This is a genomic window from Janthinobacterium sp. EB271-G4-3-2 (genome assembly GCF_020858035.1).
Taxonomy (GTDB): domain Bacteria; phylum Pseudomonadota; class Gammaproteobacteria; order Burkholderiales; family Burkholderiaceae_D; genus Janthinobacterium; species Janthinobacterium aestuarii.
In genome coordinates this window covers 426,924-442,721 of record NZ_JACYMG010000004.1, presented here as the reverse complement: position 1 = coordinate 442,721, position 15,798 = coordinate 426,924, and the positions used below count along the sequence as shown (strand labels likewise).

The 15,798-nt window shown below is 64.6% G+C and carries 12 protein-coding genes and 3 tRNA genes; 5 read left to right on the top strand and 10 right to left on the bottom strand.

Translation table 11 applies throughout. From position 1 onward, the window contains the following. From IGS55_RS12275 to IGS55_RS12240, 8 genes are all read right to left on the bottom strand, one after another. A partial coding sequence (locus IGS55_RS12275) for an elongation factor Tu (RefSeq protein ID WP_230537204.1) occupies window positions 1–731 on the bottom strand: 731 nt, incomplete at its 3' end. 88 nt (window positions 732–819) lie between these two features. After that, window positions 820–894 (bottom strand) — tRNA-Thr (locus tag IGS55_RS12270). A 43-nt stretch (window positions 895–937) separates the two neighbouring features. Further along, window positions 938–1,011, bottom strand: a tRNA-Gly gene (locus tag IGS55_RS12265). A 62-nt stretch (window positions 1,012–1,073) separates the two neighbouring features. Further along, window positions 1,074–1,158, bottom strand: a tRNA-Tyr gene (locus IGS55_RS12260). A gap of 233 nt (window positions 1,159–1,391) precedes the next feature. Next, window positions 1,392–3,038, bottom strand: a complete 1,647-nt coding sequence (locus IGS55_RS12255; RefSeq protein WP_230518178.1) for a tetratricopeptide repeat-containing response regulator — start codon at window positions 3,036–3,038, stop codon at window positions 1,392–1,394. Between the two features lie 133 nt (window positions 3,039–3,171). After that, window positions 3,172–4,767, bottom strand: a complete 1,596-nt coding sequence (locus IGS55_RS12250; RefSeq protein ID WP_230518177.1) for a DUF3369 domain-containing protein — start codon at window positions 4,765–4,767, stop codon at window positions 3,172–3,174. A gap of 63 nt (window positions 4,768–4,830) precedes the next feature. Beyond that, complete coding sequence (locus IGS55_RS12245; RefSeq protein ID WP_230518176.1) at window positions 4,831–5,916, bottom strand: J domain-containing protein; 1,086 nt, start codon at window positions 5,914–5,916, stop codon at window positions 4,831–4,833. Between the two features lie 149 nt (window positions 5,917–6,065). Continuing rightward, window positions 6,066–7,217 (bottom strand): class I SAM-dependent methyltransferase, encoded by a 1,152-nt coding sequence (locus IGS55_RS12240; protein ID WP_230518175.1) that lies wholly within the window; start codon window positions 7,215–7,217, stop codon window positions 6,066–6,068. A gap of 74 nt (window positions 7,218–7,291) precedes the next feature. On the opposite strand from IGS55_RS12240, the gene IGS55_RS12235 reads away from it, so the two are divergent. From IGS55_RS12235 to IGS55_RS12215, 5 genes are read left to right on the top strand one after another with little or no spacing between them, the layout of a single operon-like run. Next, complete coding sequence (locus IGS55_RS12235) at window positions 7,292–8,080, top strand: SDR family oxidoreductase (protein WP_230518174.1); 789 nt, start codon at window positions 7,292–7,294, stop codon at window positions 8,078–8,080. Window positions 8,081–8,133: 53 nt separating this feature from the next. Continuing rightward, complete coding sequence (locus tag IGS55_RS12230) at window positions 8,134–8,532, top strand: dihydroneopterin aldolase (RefSeq protein ID WP_070304550.1); 399 nt, start codon at window positions 8,134–8,136, stop codon at window positions 8,530–8,532. A 5-nt stretch (window positions 8,533–8,537) separates the two neighbouring features. Then, on the top strand, window positions 8,538–9,491 hold the full coding sequence (ttcA, locus tag IGS55_RS12225; protein ID WP_442908158.1) for a tRNA 2-thiocytidine(32) synthetase TtcA: 954 nt from the start codon (window positions 8,538–8,540) through the stop codon (window positions 9,489–9,491). Continuing rightward, window positions 9,443–10,549, top strand: a complete 1,107-nt coding sequence (locus IGS55_RS12220; protein WP_230518173.1) for a sensor histidine kinase — start codon at window positions 9,443–9,445, stop codon at window positions 10,547–10,549. Before ttcA ends, IGS55_RS12220 begins: the two co-directional genes overlap by 49 nt. Then, the gene (locus tag IGS55_RS12215; protein ID WP_230518172.1) at window positions 10,540–11,238 is read left to right on the top strand and encodes a LytR/AlgR family response regulator transcription factor; all 699 of its coding nucleotides are present in this window, start codon (window positions 10,540–10,542) and stop codon (window positions 11,236–11,238) included. Before IGS55_RS12220 ends, IGS55_RS12215 begins: the two co-directional genes overlap by 10 nt. Here the strand turns inward: IGS55_RS12215 and IGS55_RS12210 are convergent. Beyond that, window positions 11,225–14,812, bottom strand: coding sequence for an ABC transporter permease/M1 family aminopeptidase (locus IGS55_RS12210; RefSeq protein ID WP_230518171.1), 3,588 nt, complete (start codon window positions 14,810–14,812; stop codon window positions 11,225–11,227). The two genes, IGS55_RS12215 and IGS55_RS12210, sit on opposite strands and share 14 nt — an antisense overlap. Window positions 14,813–14,822: 10 nt before the next feature. Then, on the bottom strand, window positions 14,823–15,689 hold the full coding sequence (locus tag IGS55_RS12205) for an ABC transporter ATP-binding protein (protein ID WP_230518170.1): 867 nt from the start codon (window positions 15,687–15,689) through the stop codon (window positions 14,823–14,825). Window positions 15,690–15,798: the final 109 nt, after the last annotated feature.

The following is a 15,798-nucleotide window of genomic DNA, read 5'->3' as shown; positions in this document are numbered from 1 at the left end:
TCTTCGCCGACTTTGACAATGCCGCGCTCGATACGACCGGTCACAACGGTACCGCGACCCGAGATCGAGAACACGTCCTCCACTGGCATCAGGAATGCACCGTCAACAGCGCGCTCTGGCGTTGGGATGTAAGCATCCAGCGCATCGGCCAGACGCAGCACTGCGTCAACGCCCATTTCGCCTTCTTTGCCTTCCAGCGCCATACGTGCCGAACCTTTGATGATAGGCAGGTCGTCGCCTGGGAATTCGTACTTCGACAACAGCTCGCGCACTTCCATTTCAACCAGTTCCAGCAGCTCTGCATCGTCGACCAGGTCGCACTTGTTCAGGAACACGATGATGTATGGAACGCCAACTTGGCGGGCCAGCAGGATGTGTTCGCGGGTCTGTGGCATTGGGCCGTCAGCTGCGGAGCACACCAGGATCGCGCCGTCCATCTGGGCTGCACCGGTAATCATGTTTTTGATGTAATCGGCGTGGCCTGGGCAGTCAACGTGCGCGTAGTGACGCGTTTCCGTTTCGTACTCGACGTGGGCGGTGTTAATCGTGATACCGCGCGCTTTTTCTTCTGGAGCCGCATCGATCTGGTCGTATGCCTTGGCTTCGCCGCCGAATTTCTTCGACAGAACCGTTGCGATTGCAGCGGTCAGCGTGGTTTTACCGTGGTCGACGTGGCCGATGGTGCCGACGTTGACGTGCGGCTTGGTCCGTTCGAATTTACCTTTTGCCATTTTGAACTCCTAATGATTTGATTAGATTGCTCAGGCACACGCCCGACGGTCTGGTTTGAATTGCTTCTGTGCTGCCTGCTGCGAATTCTGGTGCCCTTGACGTGGATCGAACACGTGGCCTCTCCCTTACCAAGGGAGTGCTCTACCACTGAGCTACAAGGGCTGTAATTTGTTGCATGCGATGCATCAAGCATCTGAACGGAAACTGGAGCGGGTGAAGGGAATCGAACCCTCGTCGTAAGCTTGGAAGGCTTCTGCTCTACCATTGAGCTACACCCGCGAGGTATCGTTCACTTTTCTTCACTTGCTTTTTGCTACTACCCAGTTTTCCTTGCAAAAACTTGGTGGAGGGGGCTGGATTCGAACCAGCGTACTCATAGAGAACAGATTTACAGTCTGTCGCCTTTAACCACTCGGCCACCCCTCCGCGGGAACCGCAGAGTATGAAGCATCTACTCACAACTGTCAACCTTATTTACTGATGCCTGACTGCTGCATTTGCGTATAAAGAAGAAGTTGGCTGCTTCGGGGCGTGATTATAAGCTCCCGATTTGAGAAAGTGCAAGGGTTGGCGCGAAAAAGTCAGCTTTTTTCGCATTTTTTTTATCGCCCCTGCCGGCAAGCCGCATTTTCCCGTCATTCGCCCCGCATTTCCCCCTTTTACCTTGCGTCAGGCGGATGCATCCAGGAGTTGCCCAGCGGCTTATATTTACGCAACAGCTGCTGATGCAGGCCCGACAGCACGGGCAATTTGGGGTTGCGCGGGTCCAAACGGCGCACGCCGGCGATAAAGCTCAGCGCCTGCTGGCCCATGCGCTCATCCCAGCCCTCGTGCTCCAGGCATTTCAGCACGGCCACGGCCGCATTGAAGACCACTTGCGGATTATCGGGCAGGCGCGTGACGGCTTCGCCCATCAGATCAACGGCGCCGCGGAAATCGCCCTCTCCCGCCCGGGCGGCGCCGGCCGCCACCATGTCGGCCACCTCCTGGCGGCTTTGCCGCGCCAGCGCCTTGGCCAGCTCCTCGCGCCCCGCCTGTTCGAACACGGCCATGGCGCGCGTCATGGCGGCGCTGTCGGGCGCGTTGCGCATGACTTCGCGCATCACCTCGGCCGCGCCATCCTCGCGGCCGTGCGCCAGGCAGTGGCGCGCCAGTTCGGTTTTCAGCATGTTTGAGCCGCCCACGCTGTGGCGGTTGGCGGCCAGCGCTACGTCCAGCGATTGCTGCAGACGCTCTTCGTTGCCCGTATGCGCATGCAGCATGGCGCTGCACAGGGCGCTGCACAGTTCCGCATGCTTTTGCCCGCCCATCGACTTGTCGAGGTCGCGGATCACGGCGCCCGCCTGCAGCGGGTCGCCTTTGCGCACCAGGGTCTGCACGAGGCGCACATGGTCTTCCGGGTCGCGGAATTCCGAATACTTGGCCTTGCTGACCACCAATTTGAGGGATTTTTCCGCCATCTCGATATCGTCGGCCGCCAGGGCCGCCTCACCCAGGCGGCGCAAGCGGCGCACGGCGTGCGGCGACAGGGCCACCGCTTCGCTCAGGGCTGCCTGCGCCAGTTCCGGCTTGCCTTGCGCCAAGTGCGTGCGCGCCAGCCAGTCATAGGCGTCGAGAAAACGCTTGTTGTTTTCCAGCAGTCCTTCCAGGGTGCCCTGCGCCGCTTCGTATTCGCCCAGCAGAAATTGCGTCTTGGCCTGTCCCAGGCGCGCCCAGCCGATGGACTTGGCTTCGTACAGGCCCGCGTAGATCGGCTCGGCGTCAGCCGCCTCGCCCAGCAGCAAATGCAATTCCGCGCGCAGGCGCAGGAAATCCGTGGCGTAGCGCGGATACAGGCTGGCGCCCTCGGCGCAGGCGGCAATCGCCGCGCGCTCGTTGCCCACGTCGATCAGTGCATACACGGGCACGAAGGCATTGCGCTTGTCCAATGCGCGGCCGATACGTTCGAGCATGTTGTCAGCGGTGAACGGTTTGAGGATGTAATCGGTGGGCAAGAGCTCGACGGCGCTGACCACCTTGGCGAAGCTGCCTTCGCCCGTGACCATGAAGAACATGGTCGACGCATGCATCAACTTGTGGTGGCGCAAGTCTTCCAGCATCTGCTGGCCATCCTGCCCGCCGTCGAGGTCGTATTCGCACAGGATCAGATCATACGATTTGCTGCCCAGCATGCGGATCGCCTGGCCCGAGCTGGCCGCGTCGTCGATCTTCGCCAGGCCGCACAGGTTGAGCATATTGTGCAGGCTGGCGCGCATGCCCGGATGCGGCTCGATGATCAGTGCGCTGAGGCCCTTGAGTTCTTTCATGTCGTGATGTCCGAAAACTCCGCGGCGCGCCACACTGGTGCGTGGCGCCGGCCAGCATGAGGCTGCCGAGTATATGACGGCGCCGCGCGCAAGGGAATGGCGGCGTGCCGAAAAGCGCCAACGAAGTCGCGGCTCAAGCGGTGGCGCGCTCCGGATGCCACAGTTGCGGCTCGTTGTCGATCAGGTCGAGCAGCGCCGTCACCACTTCCGGATCGAACTGGCTGCCGCTGCGCTGTTCGATGTATTCGCGCACCTGCGGATACGGCCACGGCTCCTTGTAGGGCCGCTCGTGCAGCAAGGCATCGAAGACGTCGACCACGGCAACGATGCGCGCGGCCAAGGGAATGTCGCGCCCCTTCAAACCGTTCGGATAGCCGGCGCCGTCGAAATGTTCATGGTGGCCACCGGCGATCTGCGCGCCATACGTGAGGTAGCTGATGCCGTCGACCATGTTGGCGGCCCGCTCGAGGATGGTGCGCCCGACGCTGGCATGCAGCTGCATCTGCGCCCGCTCCTCGTCCGTATGCCGGCCCGGCTTGAGCAGCACGGCGTCCGGCGTGGCCACCTTGCCCACGTCGTGCAGGATGCTGGCCAGGCCGATCATGTCGAGCAGCTGCGGGCTGAGCTCGTCGGCATACACGCCGCGCTGCTGCATGCGCTGGGCGATGGCGTCGGACAAGAGCTGCACGCGCCGCACGTGGCCGCCCGTGTCGCTGTCGCGAAATTCCGCCAGGTCGGCCAGCGCCACGACGGTCGCTTCCTGCGCCTTGCGCAGCTGGCCGAACATGTACAGGTTGTCGAAGGCGGCGGCGATACGCTGGCAAAATACTTCCAGCAAGTCGCGCTGGATCTGCGCCAGCGGCCATGGCGGCGTAACGGAGATGGCCAGCTCGCGGTTGCCTTCCGTATGGATGAACAGCACATTGGCCGGATGCTCGAACTGGCTGCGCTTTTCCGCGAACGCCTTGTCGATGGTGGGCGTGAGCGCGTGATCTGCCGGCATGGCTTCCGCCTCGGCCAGCACGGCATACGTGCCCGTGGCGGCCACCACCTCGGGCCTTCCGGCGCCGCCCTGCATCAGGCACAGCACGCCGTCGGCGCCCACGTCGAGGATGGCGCTGACCTGGTTCAGCACGCCGGAGGCGAATTCGCGCAGGGAATGGATCTGGTACAGATTGGTGGCGCCAGCGAGGATCTTGCCCAGACCGATGCGGCTGCGCTCGAGCATCATCAGGCTCTCGTAGGCGCGCAGGGCCGAAATGACGGTGGTAAACAGCTTTTGTGTCGTCAGTTCCGTCTTCGCCTTGTAATCGTTGATATCGTATTCGATGATGACGCGCTGCTCGGGCGCCTGGCCCGGCTGGCCCGTGCGCAGCACGACGCGCACGATGGAGTTGTTCAAGTCGGCGCGGATGCGCTTGGCGAGGATCAGGCCCGCATCATCCGTTTCCATCACCACGTCGAGCAGCACCAGCGCGATGTCGGGCGTGTCGCGCAGGATCTCGTACCCTTCGCGGCCGCTGTAGGCGGAAAACAGTTCCAGTTCACGGCCCTTGAAACTGACATTGCGCAGCGCCAGCCGCGTGACCGCATGCACATCGACGTCGTCATCGACGATCAGCACACGCCACAGGCGCTGGTCGGGCGCGGCCAGCCCCGAGGGACTGGCCACCGGCTCATCTTCGTCGAGCAGCCAGTTATCATCTGCATCGGCTTTGAGGTCGGTCATGAATACTCCTAAGGGATAAGTTCGATGTGGACGCTGCGTTGACGCATATCAAGCATAATCAGATTAGATGCTGCTTACAACAGGATTCTGCGTACCGTCCTCTCCCGCGGCCGGTGCCGGTATCGAGGCACCGCTGCGCGTGGCGCCGCCGCAATTGTCCTGGCCGGGCCCGACGGCCTGGTAGCGCACTTCGTACTTGCCCGCGCTGAGCTGCTCCACCGTCAGCTTGTCATTGGCCAGGATGTACAGGTAGCGCACATTCGAGCGCCGCTCCTGGTCATACAGCTTGACGAAGACGGGCGCCGTGTTGCTGCTGTTGTCGATGGTCAAGCTCAGTTCGTCACCCTTGTTACCGATCGGGAAGCCATCGACATAGCCGGACCGCGCCGGCCAAGGCTCGCCATTCGGCGCCACCAGCCCCGCCGACTCGGCCTGGCTGGCGCCATCGCAGGCGGGCCGGCTGGCTTTCAGGCTCAGCTGCGCCACGGCCAGTACGCGGATCTCGGGCGCCTTCGCTTGCGCGGGCTCGGCCGCATACGGCTTGCCCACGGCCCAGCTATCGATAGCCACCGCCTCGTTTTTTGCCGGCGGCGTAGCTGCGCTCTCCGCCGTTGCCGTGTCCGGATGCGCCTTGGCGCCATCGCGGGCCAGGCCGCTCCAGGCCGAGGCCAGCGCGGCAGGCACGGGCTGCGAGGTATCGAGCATCAGCAAGGCGCCCAGCCAGCCCAGCAGCAGGCAGACAAGCAAACTCAGCCACCAGCGCCAGTTGCGCCAGATGGGCGGCGCCGCGCTGCGCGGCTTGCCCTTCGGCGGCGGCACATCCTGCGCCCAGGCGTGCTCATGCGATTGGGCATGGCCTTTCGCACGGCCATCGCGGGTCTTGCCTTCTTCGTGGCGGGTGCTTTCCAGCCATTCGATTTCCCACTCCTCGGCGGCGATCCACTCGTCATGTTCCTTGCGGCGTTGTGGATCGGACAAGGTGCCATAGGCGCTGTTGAGGATGGCCATGATGCGGGCGGCCTTTTCGTCGCCGGGATTCTTGTCTGGATGGTATTTCTGGCTGAGGGCTTTGTACGCGGCACGTATGACTTCCTGCGGCGCCAGGCGCGCCACCTTCAGGTTGTCATAGTGTGTATGTATCTTTCCCATCGTTCTATCTTGAAATCGGTGCGCGGCGACGGGTTCTTGCAGGATGGAACCGTGCTGTGTCGGTCATCATATACGATATGACAAGATAATAACCACCGGCGAACAGGAAATTGCAGGGCGATACTGCCCCGCCTTGATATTGCCGGCGCTTACAGGCAGTGACTGCGGTCGCTGGACAACAGCGCTTCCGGCAACGCCACGCGGTGCCCCACCGCCAGCACCTTGAACAATTCCCCCATCTCGGCCGGCGACACCAGCTTTTGTACGGCGCTGGCCTGCGGCAAGTACGTTTTGACCTGCTCCGGGTCGGTACGCAGCAGCAAGTCGCCGATACCGGAGCCCAGCAGGAAGGACGCCTGGTTCATGTAGGCGAGCACGTCGAGGCCAGCGTCCTGCGCCGCCACCGCCATGGCCGTAAAGTCCACGTGGGCCGTGATGTCCTGCAAGCCGGGCAGATAAAACGGTTCCGCGTGGGCGTGGTGGCGGTAATGGCACATCAGGGTGCCCGTGGCGCGCAAGTCCAGATAATACTCGTGCGCAGGAAAACCGTAATCGAACAGCACGGCCGCGCCGCCCTTGCCATTCGTCAGCATGCGCGCCAGCGAGCGCATGAAGCCGCAGGCCACGCCATGAATTTCCGTGACATAACCGACGGGCAAGTCATCGGCGCCGGGCACCTGGGCGGCGATCTGCGCGGCCACGTCGGCGCCGGCCGGGCGCTCGACAAACACGAACTGGCCGTCGGCAATGCTGACGTCGAGTTCGCACCAGCCTGCCGGCGTCTTGCTGATCAGGTTGACGGGCATGGCGTCGAGTACTTCATTGCCGAACACGGCGCCTTCGAAACTGTCGGGAAAGCCGTCGAGCCACACCACTTGCGGGAAGGCGGCCAGCGCCAGCTCCTGGCGCGCGCGCAATTCGCCGGACAATTCGACGATCGCATACTGTTCGATCGCGATGCCGGCCTGCGCCGCTTCCGTCAGGATGTCCAGGGCCAGCTTGCCCGTGCCGGCGCCGAATTCGAGGATGCGCGGGGCCGTTTGCGCCATAATAGCGGCTGCCACATGGGCCAGAGTGGCGCCGAACAGGGACGAAATCTCCGGCGCGGTTGTAAAATCGCCATCTTTGCCCAGCTTGGCGGCGCCGCCGCTGTAATAGCCGAGGTCAGGCGCATACAGCGCCAGCTCCATGAAGCGGACAAAGGGAATGGCGCCGTCATTGCGCGCGATTTCGGCGGCAATCTGGTGCTGCAAGGCATGGGACGCGGCCAGCGCGTCGCTATCGGGTGCGGGAAGAGACATTCCCGCATTGTAGCGAATCGGCGGCGCATGCCGCCAGTGTGGCGTCCACCGAATATCTCAACCATAGCAAAGACATGACAGAAGCAACGACAACGCCCTTCGACAGCACTCCCCGCGTCGCCCTCGTCACGGGCGCGGCGCGCCGCATCGGCCGCGCCATCGCGCTGGGCCTGGCGCGCGACGGCTGGGATATCGCCGTCCATTACCGCGACTCGCGCGAGGAAGCGCAGAGCCTGGTGGCGGAAATCATCGCGCTGGGCCGCCGCGCGCAAGCATTCCCCTGCGACCTGGCGCAGGAAGTGGCCGTGCGCCAGCTGTTGCCGCAGGCACAGGCGGCGCTGGGGCCAGTGACTTGCGTGGTCAACAACGCATCGTTGTTTGAATACGACAATGCCGGCAATTTTTCCTTCACCGCGCTCGACGCCCACATGCACGCCAACCTGGCCGCTCCCATCCTGCTGGCGCAAGCGTTGTACCAGGCCACCCCAAGCGGCGGGCAAGCCGTGGTCATCAACTTGCTGGATCAAAAACTGTACAATCTCAATCCTGATTTTTTGTCGTACACCCTGTCCAAGGCGGCGCTGCTGTCGGCGACCACCATGCTGGCCCAGGCGCTGGCGCCGAAAGTGCGCGTGGTGGGCATTGCCCCCGGCATCACCATGGTCTCCGGCGAACAGACGGAAGCGAACTTTGCCAAAGCGCATGAAAACACGCCGCTGGGACGCTCCAGCACGCCAGAGGATGTGGCCGACTGCGTCTGTTACGTGGCCGGCGCGCGCGCGCTGACGGGCACGACCCTGCTGGTCGATGGCGGCCAGCATCTGATCGGTTTGCCGCGCGACGTCATGTTTTTGACCAAATAATCAGCAGCCGCACCAAACAACCAGCATTCCAGCATTCCCTAAAAGGTAAAACTATGTCGTCCGCCCTGTACCACCCTCGCCTGGCCGATTGCCGCCGGCTGTTCCTGCGCAATTACGAAGTCCTCATCAACATCGGCGTCTACGACTTCGAGAAAAAGGGCGAGCAGCGCGTCCTCATCAACGTCGACCTGTACATTCCCCTGGCCCTGTCGACGCCGAAGGATGACCAGCTGGAAGAAGTGGTCGACTACGACTTCATGCGCGAAACCATCGCCAAGCGCATGGCGCAAGGCCACGTGCAACTGCAGGAGAGCCTGGTCGACGACGTGCTGGCCGCCATGCTGGCCCACCCGCGCGTGCGCGCCGCGCGCGTGTCGAGCATGAAACCGGACGTGTATCCCGACTGCGAAGGCGTGGGCGTGGAAGTATTCAAGATCAAGGATGAAGTATGAGCAATATGAACGACACCGCAGTCATGGAAACCGCCGTGGAAATTCCGGCCAACGTGGAAGCGCAGAAACTGGCGCGCAAGAAGGCGGAAAAGATCGCCCTGGAAAACAACAAGCTGCACAAGCGCCTGTGCCGCCTGGTGGGCCAGGCCATCGGCGACTTCAATATGATCGAAGACGGCGACAAGGTGATGGTCTGCCTGTCGGGCGGCAAGGATAGCTACGCGCTGCTGGACATTTTGATGACCTTGCGCGAACGCGCGCCGATCCACTTCGATATCGTCGCCGTCAACCTGGATCAAAAGCAGCCGAATTTCCCGCCGGAGATCCTGCCCGCCTACCTGACGGAACTGGGCGTGGCTTTCCACATCGAAAACCAGGATACCTACAGCATCGTCAAGCGTTTGATCCCGGAAGGCAAGACGACTTGCTCGCTGTGCTCGCGTCTGCGCCGCGGCATCCTGTACCGCGTGGCCGACGAGCTGGGCGCCAACAAGATCGCCCTGGGCCACCACCGCGACGACATCCTGGAAACGTTCTTCCTGAACATGTTCTTCGGCGGCAAACTGAAGGGCATGCCGGCCAAGCTGCAATCGGACGACGGCAAGCACATCGTCATCCGCCCGATGGCCTACGTGAAGGAAGAAGACACGCAACGCTATGCGGAAGTCAAGGGCTTCCCCATCATTCCGTGCGACCTGTGCGGTTCGCAGGAAAACCTGCAGCGCAAGCAGATCAAGGGCTTGATGCGCGACTGGGACAAGAAATTCCCCGGCCGCGTGGAAAGCATCTTCTCGGCCCTGTCGAACGTGGCGCCATCGCATCTGATGGACCCGAAACTGTTCGGCTTCAAGGACTTGAAGGCGGACGGCGTGGCCAACCCCATGGGCGACATCGCCTTCGACGAGGAGCCGTGCTCGACGCCGACGACGTTCGGCACGATTCCGCTGCAACAAGCCTGACCGTGCGCACGCCGCGCGACTACTGGATCGCGCAGTGCGCCGGCTGGGGCGCGCTGGCGGCGCTGGGCGTGTACGCCTCCTGGGGCGGCGGCTACACAGACCAGGTGCTGTGGTTCTCGGTGGCAAAGATCTTTTGCGCACTGACGGGCCTGGGCCTGTCGCACGGCTGGCGCAACCACCTGCGGCGCCATGGCTGGATCAGAGGCCCGCAAGACAGATTGCCGCTGGCGCGCATCGCCGCCGGCCTGCTGCTGCTCAGCGTGCTGCAAACGGGCGCCGTGCTGCTGGCCGAGCTGCTGTTCCGCAACGGCGCCCTGCTGCAGGACCGCGCCGAACTGCCGGCCACCGTGGCGATCCTGACGGTGATCTGGTTTATCGTGTTCGCGCTGTGGACGCTGCTCTATACCCTGGCGCTGGCGCGCCGCCACGCCACGCAGCTGGCGTTCGACAAGCTGCAGCTGGAAATCCATGTCAAGGACGCCGAACTGCGCGCCTTGCAGGCGCAGGTCAATCCCCATTTTTTCTTCAACAGCATGAACAGCATCCGCGCGCTGATGTTCCAGGACGTGCAGGCGGCCGCGCGCGCCATGAACCAGCTGGCCGCCATGATGCGCCACAATCTCCAGACGGGCTTGTCCGACACGGTGCGGCTCGATGCCGAACTGGCCGCGCTGCAAGCCTATCTCGGCATGGAAAAGCTGCGCTTTGAAGAGCGGCTGCAACTGAGCCAGGATATCGCCCCCGGCCTCGACGCCGTGGCGCTGCCGCCGATGCTGCTGCAAACCTTGGTCGAAAACGCGATCAAGCATGGCGTCGAACGCAGCACCGGTCCCTGCGCGGTGCGCATCGAGGCGCGCCGGGCCGGCGACACCGTGCTGTTGCGCGTGGCGAACCAGGGCAAGCTGGCAGAGGACAGCGGCTCGACGCGCGTGGGCCTGACCAATGCCGGCCAGCGCCTGCATCTGCTGTTTGGCGCGGGCGCCAGTTGCCGACTGGCCGAACAGGACGGCTGGGTCGTCGCCACCGTCACACTACCGTGGGTGAAGACATGCGCGTGATGATCATCGACGATGAACGGCTGGCGCGCGACGAGTTGCGCCGCCTGCTGCTCGAGCATCCATGGGTCAGCGTGGCCGGCGAAGCGGCCAACGTGGAGGAAGGCGTGCAGCAGATCGCGGCGCTGGCGCCGGACCTGATTTTTCTCGACGTGCACATGCCCGATGGCAGCGGCTTCGATCTGCTGGCGGCGCTCGCGCAAGCGCCGGCCGTGATCTTCACCACGGCCTACGACCGCTATGCGCTGCGCGCCTTTGACGTCAGCGCGCTCGATTACCTGCTCAAACCCATCGATCCGCCACGCCTGGCGCAAGCGCTCGAGAAGCGCCGTCCCGTCCCGCAGGAAGCCGGGGCGATCGCCGCCGATGGCAAGGTCTTCATCAAGGACGGCGAGCGTTGCTGGTTCGTGGCGCTCGACGATATCGCGCTGTTCGAATCGGAAGGCAATTACACGCGCGTGTATTTCGATAGCCACCGTCCGCTGCTGCTGCGCTCACTGGTGCAGCTCGAAGCGCGGCTGGACGCGGGAAAATTCATGCGCGTCAGCCGCAGCCGCATCGTCAACCTCGCCAGCGTGACGGGTATCGCGCCAGCGCCAGCGGGCGGCATGACGCTCACCCTGCACGGCGGCCTGCGCGTGGGCATGTCGCGCCGGCGCGCCATCGTCTTCAGGCAGCTCAACCGCCTGTAAGCTGCACGCGCCGGCGGTTGTCCAGCCCATTGCGCTCGATCAGCAGCTGTTCCGGGTCCAGCACCGCTTCGCCCGGTGGCGCATCGACCGTCACCGTCACCGACGCAGCGCCGCCGGGCAAGCGGTGCTTGCCGCGATACAGCAGGCGCTGCGGCGCGCCATCGGCATACACCGCCAGATCGACCGGTTCATCGTAGACGCGCGGCGCATCGCGTCCCTTGCCGTCGGCTTCCAGTTTGGCCAGCTGCACCTGCAAGGTCACGTCCCAGCGGCCATCGGCCCGGCGCACTGCGCTGGCGCCGGCCAGGCGGTTGTCGTACAGGACGACGCGCTCGAACAGGTCGGTCAGCAATTGCTGCTGCGCCGCCGGCGTTTCGGCGCGGATAAAGGACAGCAGGTCGCGGCTGGTCGCATAGGGCGAGCTGCGATAGCGATGCTGCGCCAGGAAGGCTTTCAAGGCGCGGTTCAAGGCCGCCTCGCCGATTTCGGCGCGCAGGCGGTAGAACGCCAGGCTGCCCTTGCGGTACTCGATATACGCCTGGCCCTCGCTGCGGAACAAAGGCAGTTCCCGACCCTGCTCCCGGCCACGGCCGGCCAGGTAGGCATCGAGGTCGAAGCGCAGGATGCGCCGCACCTTGTCGGCGCCGAACTGCTTCTCCACCGCCATCAGCGCCGAATACTCCGCCAGCGATTCCGTCAGCATGCCGCTGCCCTGCACGTTGGCGGCGATCAGCTGGTCGCCCCACCACTGGTGCGCCACTTCATGCGCCGTGACATAGAACACATGGTCGACGCCATCGGGATCGCGCAAGTCGCTGATGAAACCGAGCGACTCCGAAAACGGGATCAGGCCCGGAAAGCTGCGCGCATACTGCTGGTACAGCGGGAACTCGACGATGCGCAAGTGCCGGTGCGGGTAAGGGCCGAAGTGCGCCGTATTGTAGGCCAGCGCCTGCTGCGCGCCGGCGATCATGCTGCCCGTATTCCATGCGTGCTTCGCATCGTGATGGACCTCGATCGCCACGTCCTGCCACTGCGCGCGCTGCACTTGCCAGCGGCCGGACTGGAAGGCAAAGAACGGCAGCGCCGGCTGCGCCATGCGGTAGCTGAAATAGCGGCGGCCATCCTTTTCCCAGCTGCGCTCCAGCGTGCCCGGGGCGAGCGCCACCTGGTCCGCGCTGGTGGAAATGGTGGTCTGAAAGTCGACCAGGTCGCCATCGATGCCCCACTGCTTCCAGTAATTGCTGTAGCGCGCCTGCAGGTCGTCGAGCTTGGGCATGCCATGCGGCGCGCCCAGGCCACGCTGCCGGCGCTCGCCAGTGTCCGTGATGTCCTGTGCCGCGTTATAGCCCAGGTGCGGAAAGTACTGCTCGATGGTGAAATAGCTGCCGTTGTGCCGCACGCCCTCGGGCTGGCCGCTGGCCGTAAAGCCCTGCTGGCGCACGTTCACGAGAAACGCGAGATCGAGCGTCGCGCCCGGCGCCAGCGCCTGCGCCAGTTCGACGATGCGCACGCCATGGCGTTCATCGTCGACCAGCACGCGGTGCGCGGGCAAGGCCTGCCAGGTGGTCCGCGCCGCCGTATCCATCTGCAGGTACAGCGTGCGCAGCGGCGCAGCGCCACGGTTCTTCAGCCGATAGCGGCCGCGTATCGCCGCGCTGCGTTGCGCCGGATACAGGTCGACGTTGGCCGCAATGGACGTGATGCCGGGCTGCGGCATCGCCAGATACTGGCGATAGCGCCGTTCATGGTCGGCGCGCGCATCGAGCAGCTGCGCGCCGGACTGATAGCGGTTCAGCACGTGCATGTTATAGGCGATCCAGCTGCCGCTGGCGGCGAAGCCGGCCAGGCTCAGAGCCAGGGCCCAGCCGCTGGCGCCGCGCAGGCGCCGCACGCCCTGCGGCCAGCGCACGCGCCAGCGGGCGGCGCGGCCCGACGGGCGAAAAGCCTGCGCCACCAGCAGCAGCGCCAGCGTGCCCAGCGTCCAGTACAGCGCGAACCACAGCCAGCCGGCCACCAGGCCGCCATAGCCGTTCAAGTCCGAGTACACGAGTTCCGGCAGCGACGCAAAGCGGTACAGCGGATGCTCGAAGCCCAGCGCGGCCAGCAGCGGCTTGAGCATCACCAGCAGCAGCGAGAGCGCATATGCGACGTATTTCTGGTTGACGACGACCTGCAGCGCCAGCATGGCCAGCGCCATCAGCACGAACCAGGCGCCGTTCATCAGCGTGCCCCGCAGGTACAGCAGCGGTTCCGGGCGCACGCCGCCCTGGACCAGCTGCACCGCCAGCGCGGCCAGCACGCCGGTGCCCAGGAACACGGCCACCACGGCGGTCAAGGCGCCGCACTTGGCCAGCAGCGGCAGCCAGCCCGTCACGGGCAAGGCATCGGTCAGGTCGGCGATCTTCGCCTGACGGTCGCGCCATACCAGCTCGCCGCTGTAGAACATCACGACGATGGCCAGCACGAAGTTCAGGCTGTCGGCCAGTTCGACCAGCATCAGGCGCGTCAGCGGATACGGCACGCTGTCAAAGCGCAAGCCGCCAACGCTGACATTGGCGATGAAGTTGGCCAGCGCCAGCAGCAGCATGACGAGAAAAGGCACGCTTTTCAGCACGCCCATCGTGTCAAAGCGCAGCACATGCCAGAACTGCCGCCATGCCGTTGCCATGCCAAACCGCGGCGTGACCGGGCGCAGCACGGGGGCGGCCGCGGCGATGGCAACTGACGCCGGCTGCGCGCGGGTGGTGCGCCGGAACCAGCCGCGGGCGGCACCGGCGCGCTGCGGCTTGAACAGCCAGATCGTGGCCGCCAGCAGCGCCAGCGACAGCACGCTCCACAGCAGGCGGTTGGCCAGCAGCAGGCCGGCCAGCGGCGGCAGCGCCGTATTCATTTCAGCGCTGGTGAAATAGCGCGTGGCCAGCGCCAGCGTGCGCACGCCGAACGGGTCCAGCAAGGCGGCCGTCATGGCCAGCGCAGGACGCCCTGCCAGCAGGCCGGAAGCGGCCCACAACACGAAAAACGCCAGCACGCCCACGTACACGAGCAGCATCGAGCGCACTGCCACGGCCAGCAGCATCAGCAGCGCGGCGACGAACAGCACATTGGGCACGATAAAGACGGCAAAGCTCCACAGATAGGGCAGCGGCGTGACGGGGTTGAGCCGCTCGGGGTCGGCGGCGGAAGTGAGCGACCCGAGCATCATCGCCAGCACCACCAGCACGAAGACCAGCAGGCAAGCCGCCAGGCCGGCCAGGAAGCGCCCGCCCAGATAGTCGCGCTTGCGCATCGGCGTGGCGTACAGCAGGTCGGCGATGCCGGCATCGCTGTCGCGCAGCACGGCGCCGGCGATGAACACGGCCACCAGGAACATGGCAAGCATGCTCAGCACGCCAAGCTGGTTGGCGATCACGGCCGGTGCGTTCAGGTGCACATTGCCGATGCCGCCACCGAGGCGGAAGGTCGGGCTGCCTGCCGTCAAAAAGGCGCCGGCCATCAGGGGCACCGTCATCAGCCACAGCAAGGGCTGGCGCAATTGGTAGCGCAAGTCGAAGCGAAAAAATTCCTGCCACATGGTGTTCTCCTCAGGCCGCGCGCAGTTGCAGGAAGTAGACGTCTTCCAGGTCCGGTTCGACGCGGCGGAAACCATCATCGGGCTGGCTGTCCGCATACACGTTGATCTGCGTGCGCCCCGCCACCAGGCGGCTCGACAGCACCGTGCAATGCTGCTGGTACTGCGCCAGTTCGGCATCGCTGACGCTGCGGCGCCAGACGCGGTCCTGCAAGGTGGCGATCGCCGCCTGCGGCGCGCCGTCGATCAGCACGCGCCCCTTGGCGATCATGGCCATGCGGGGACACAGATTGGTCACGTCTTCGACGATGTGGGTCGACAGGATCACCACCACGTTGTCGCCGATGCGCGCCAGCAGGTTCAGGAAACGCTGGCGTTCATCGGGATCCAGGCCGGCGGTCGGTTCATCGACGATGATCAGGCGCGGCGCGCCCAGCAGCGCCTGGGCGATGCCGAAACGCTGGCGCATGCCGCCCGAATAGCTGGCGACGGCGCGCTTGCGCGCCTCCCACAGATTGGTCAGCTGCAGCAGCGCCTCGACCGCCTCGCGGCGCTCGCCCCGCTGATGCAGTCCCTTCAAGATGGCAAAGTGATTGAGCAGCTCGACCGCGCTGACCCTGGGATAGACGCCGAAATCCTGCGGCAGGTAGCCGAGCTGGCGCCGCAGCGCCGCCTTGTCGCTGGCGACGTCGACGCCATTGAAGTGCATGCTGCCGCTGTCGGGGTCCTGCAAGGTGGCGATGGTGCGCATCAGCGAGGACTTGCCGGCGCCATTCGGCCCGAGCAGGCCAAACAGGCCGGCGGGAATCTCCAGGCTGACGTTATTGATGGCGTGAACGCCGTTGTCGTAAGTTTTATCGAGCGCTTTGAGCGATAGCATGGCGGGGCTCCAGGAAAGAAGCCCCCAGCCTATCGGCGCGCCGCCGCTGCCGCCAGCGGCGCCACACGAACGGCGCAATGCGCCGCGCGAACGGTCGAAAAGCGTGACG

What these genes read in the sequence shown, in the direction of transcription:
- IGS55_RS12210 (WP_230518171.1), bottom strand. Translation starts at nt 14,812, where the DNA reads ATGTGGCAGGAATTTTTTCGCTTCGACTTGCGCTACCAATTGCGCCAG.
- IGS55_RS12235 (WP_230518174.1), top strand. Translation starts at nt 7,292, where the DNA reads ATGACAGAAGCAACGACAACGCCCTTCGACAGCACTCCCCGCGTCGCC.
- IGS55_RS12255 (WP_230518178.1), bottom strand. Translation starts at nt 3,038, where the DNA reads ATGAAAGAACTCAAGGGCCTCAGCGCACTGATCATCGAGCCGCATCCG.
- ttcA (WP_442908158.1), top strand. Translation starts at nt 8,538, where the DNA reads ATGAACGACACCGCAGTCATGGAAACCGCCGTGGAAATTCCGGCCAAC.
- IGS55_RS12250 (WP_230518177.1), bottom strand. Translation starts at nt 4,767, where the DNA reads ATGACCGACCTCAAAGCCGATGCAGATGATAACTGGCTGCTCGACGAA.
- IGS55_RS12205 (WP_230518170.1), bottom strand. Translation starts at nt 15,689, where the DNA reads ATGCTATCGCTCAAAGCGCTCGATAAAACTTACGACAACGGCGTTCAC.
- IGS55_RS12215 (WP_230518172.1), top strand. Translation starts at nt 10,540, where the DNA reads ATGCGCGTGATGATCATCGACGATGAACGGCTGGCGCGCGACGAGTTG.
- IGS55_RS12245 (WP_230518176.1), bottom strand. Translation starts at nt 5,916, where the DNA reads ATGGGAAAGATACATACACACTATGACAACCTGAAGGTGGCGCGCCTG.
- IGS55_RS12240 (WP_230518175.1), bottom strand. Translation starts at nt 7,217, where the DNA reads ATGTCTCTTCCCGCACCCGATAGCGACGCGCTGGCCGCGTCCCATGCC.
- IGS55_RS12230 (WP_070304550.1), top strand. Translation starts at nt 8,134, where the DNA reads ATGTCGTCCGCCCTGTACCACCCTCGCCTGGCCGATTGCCGCCGGCTG.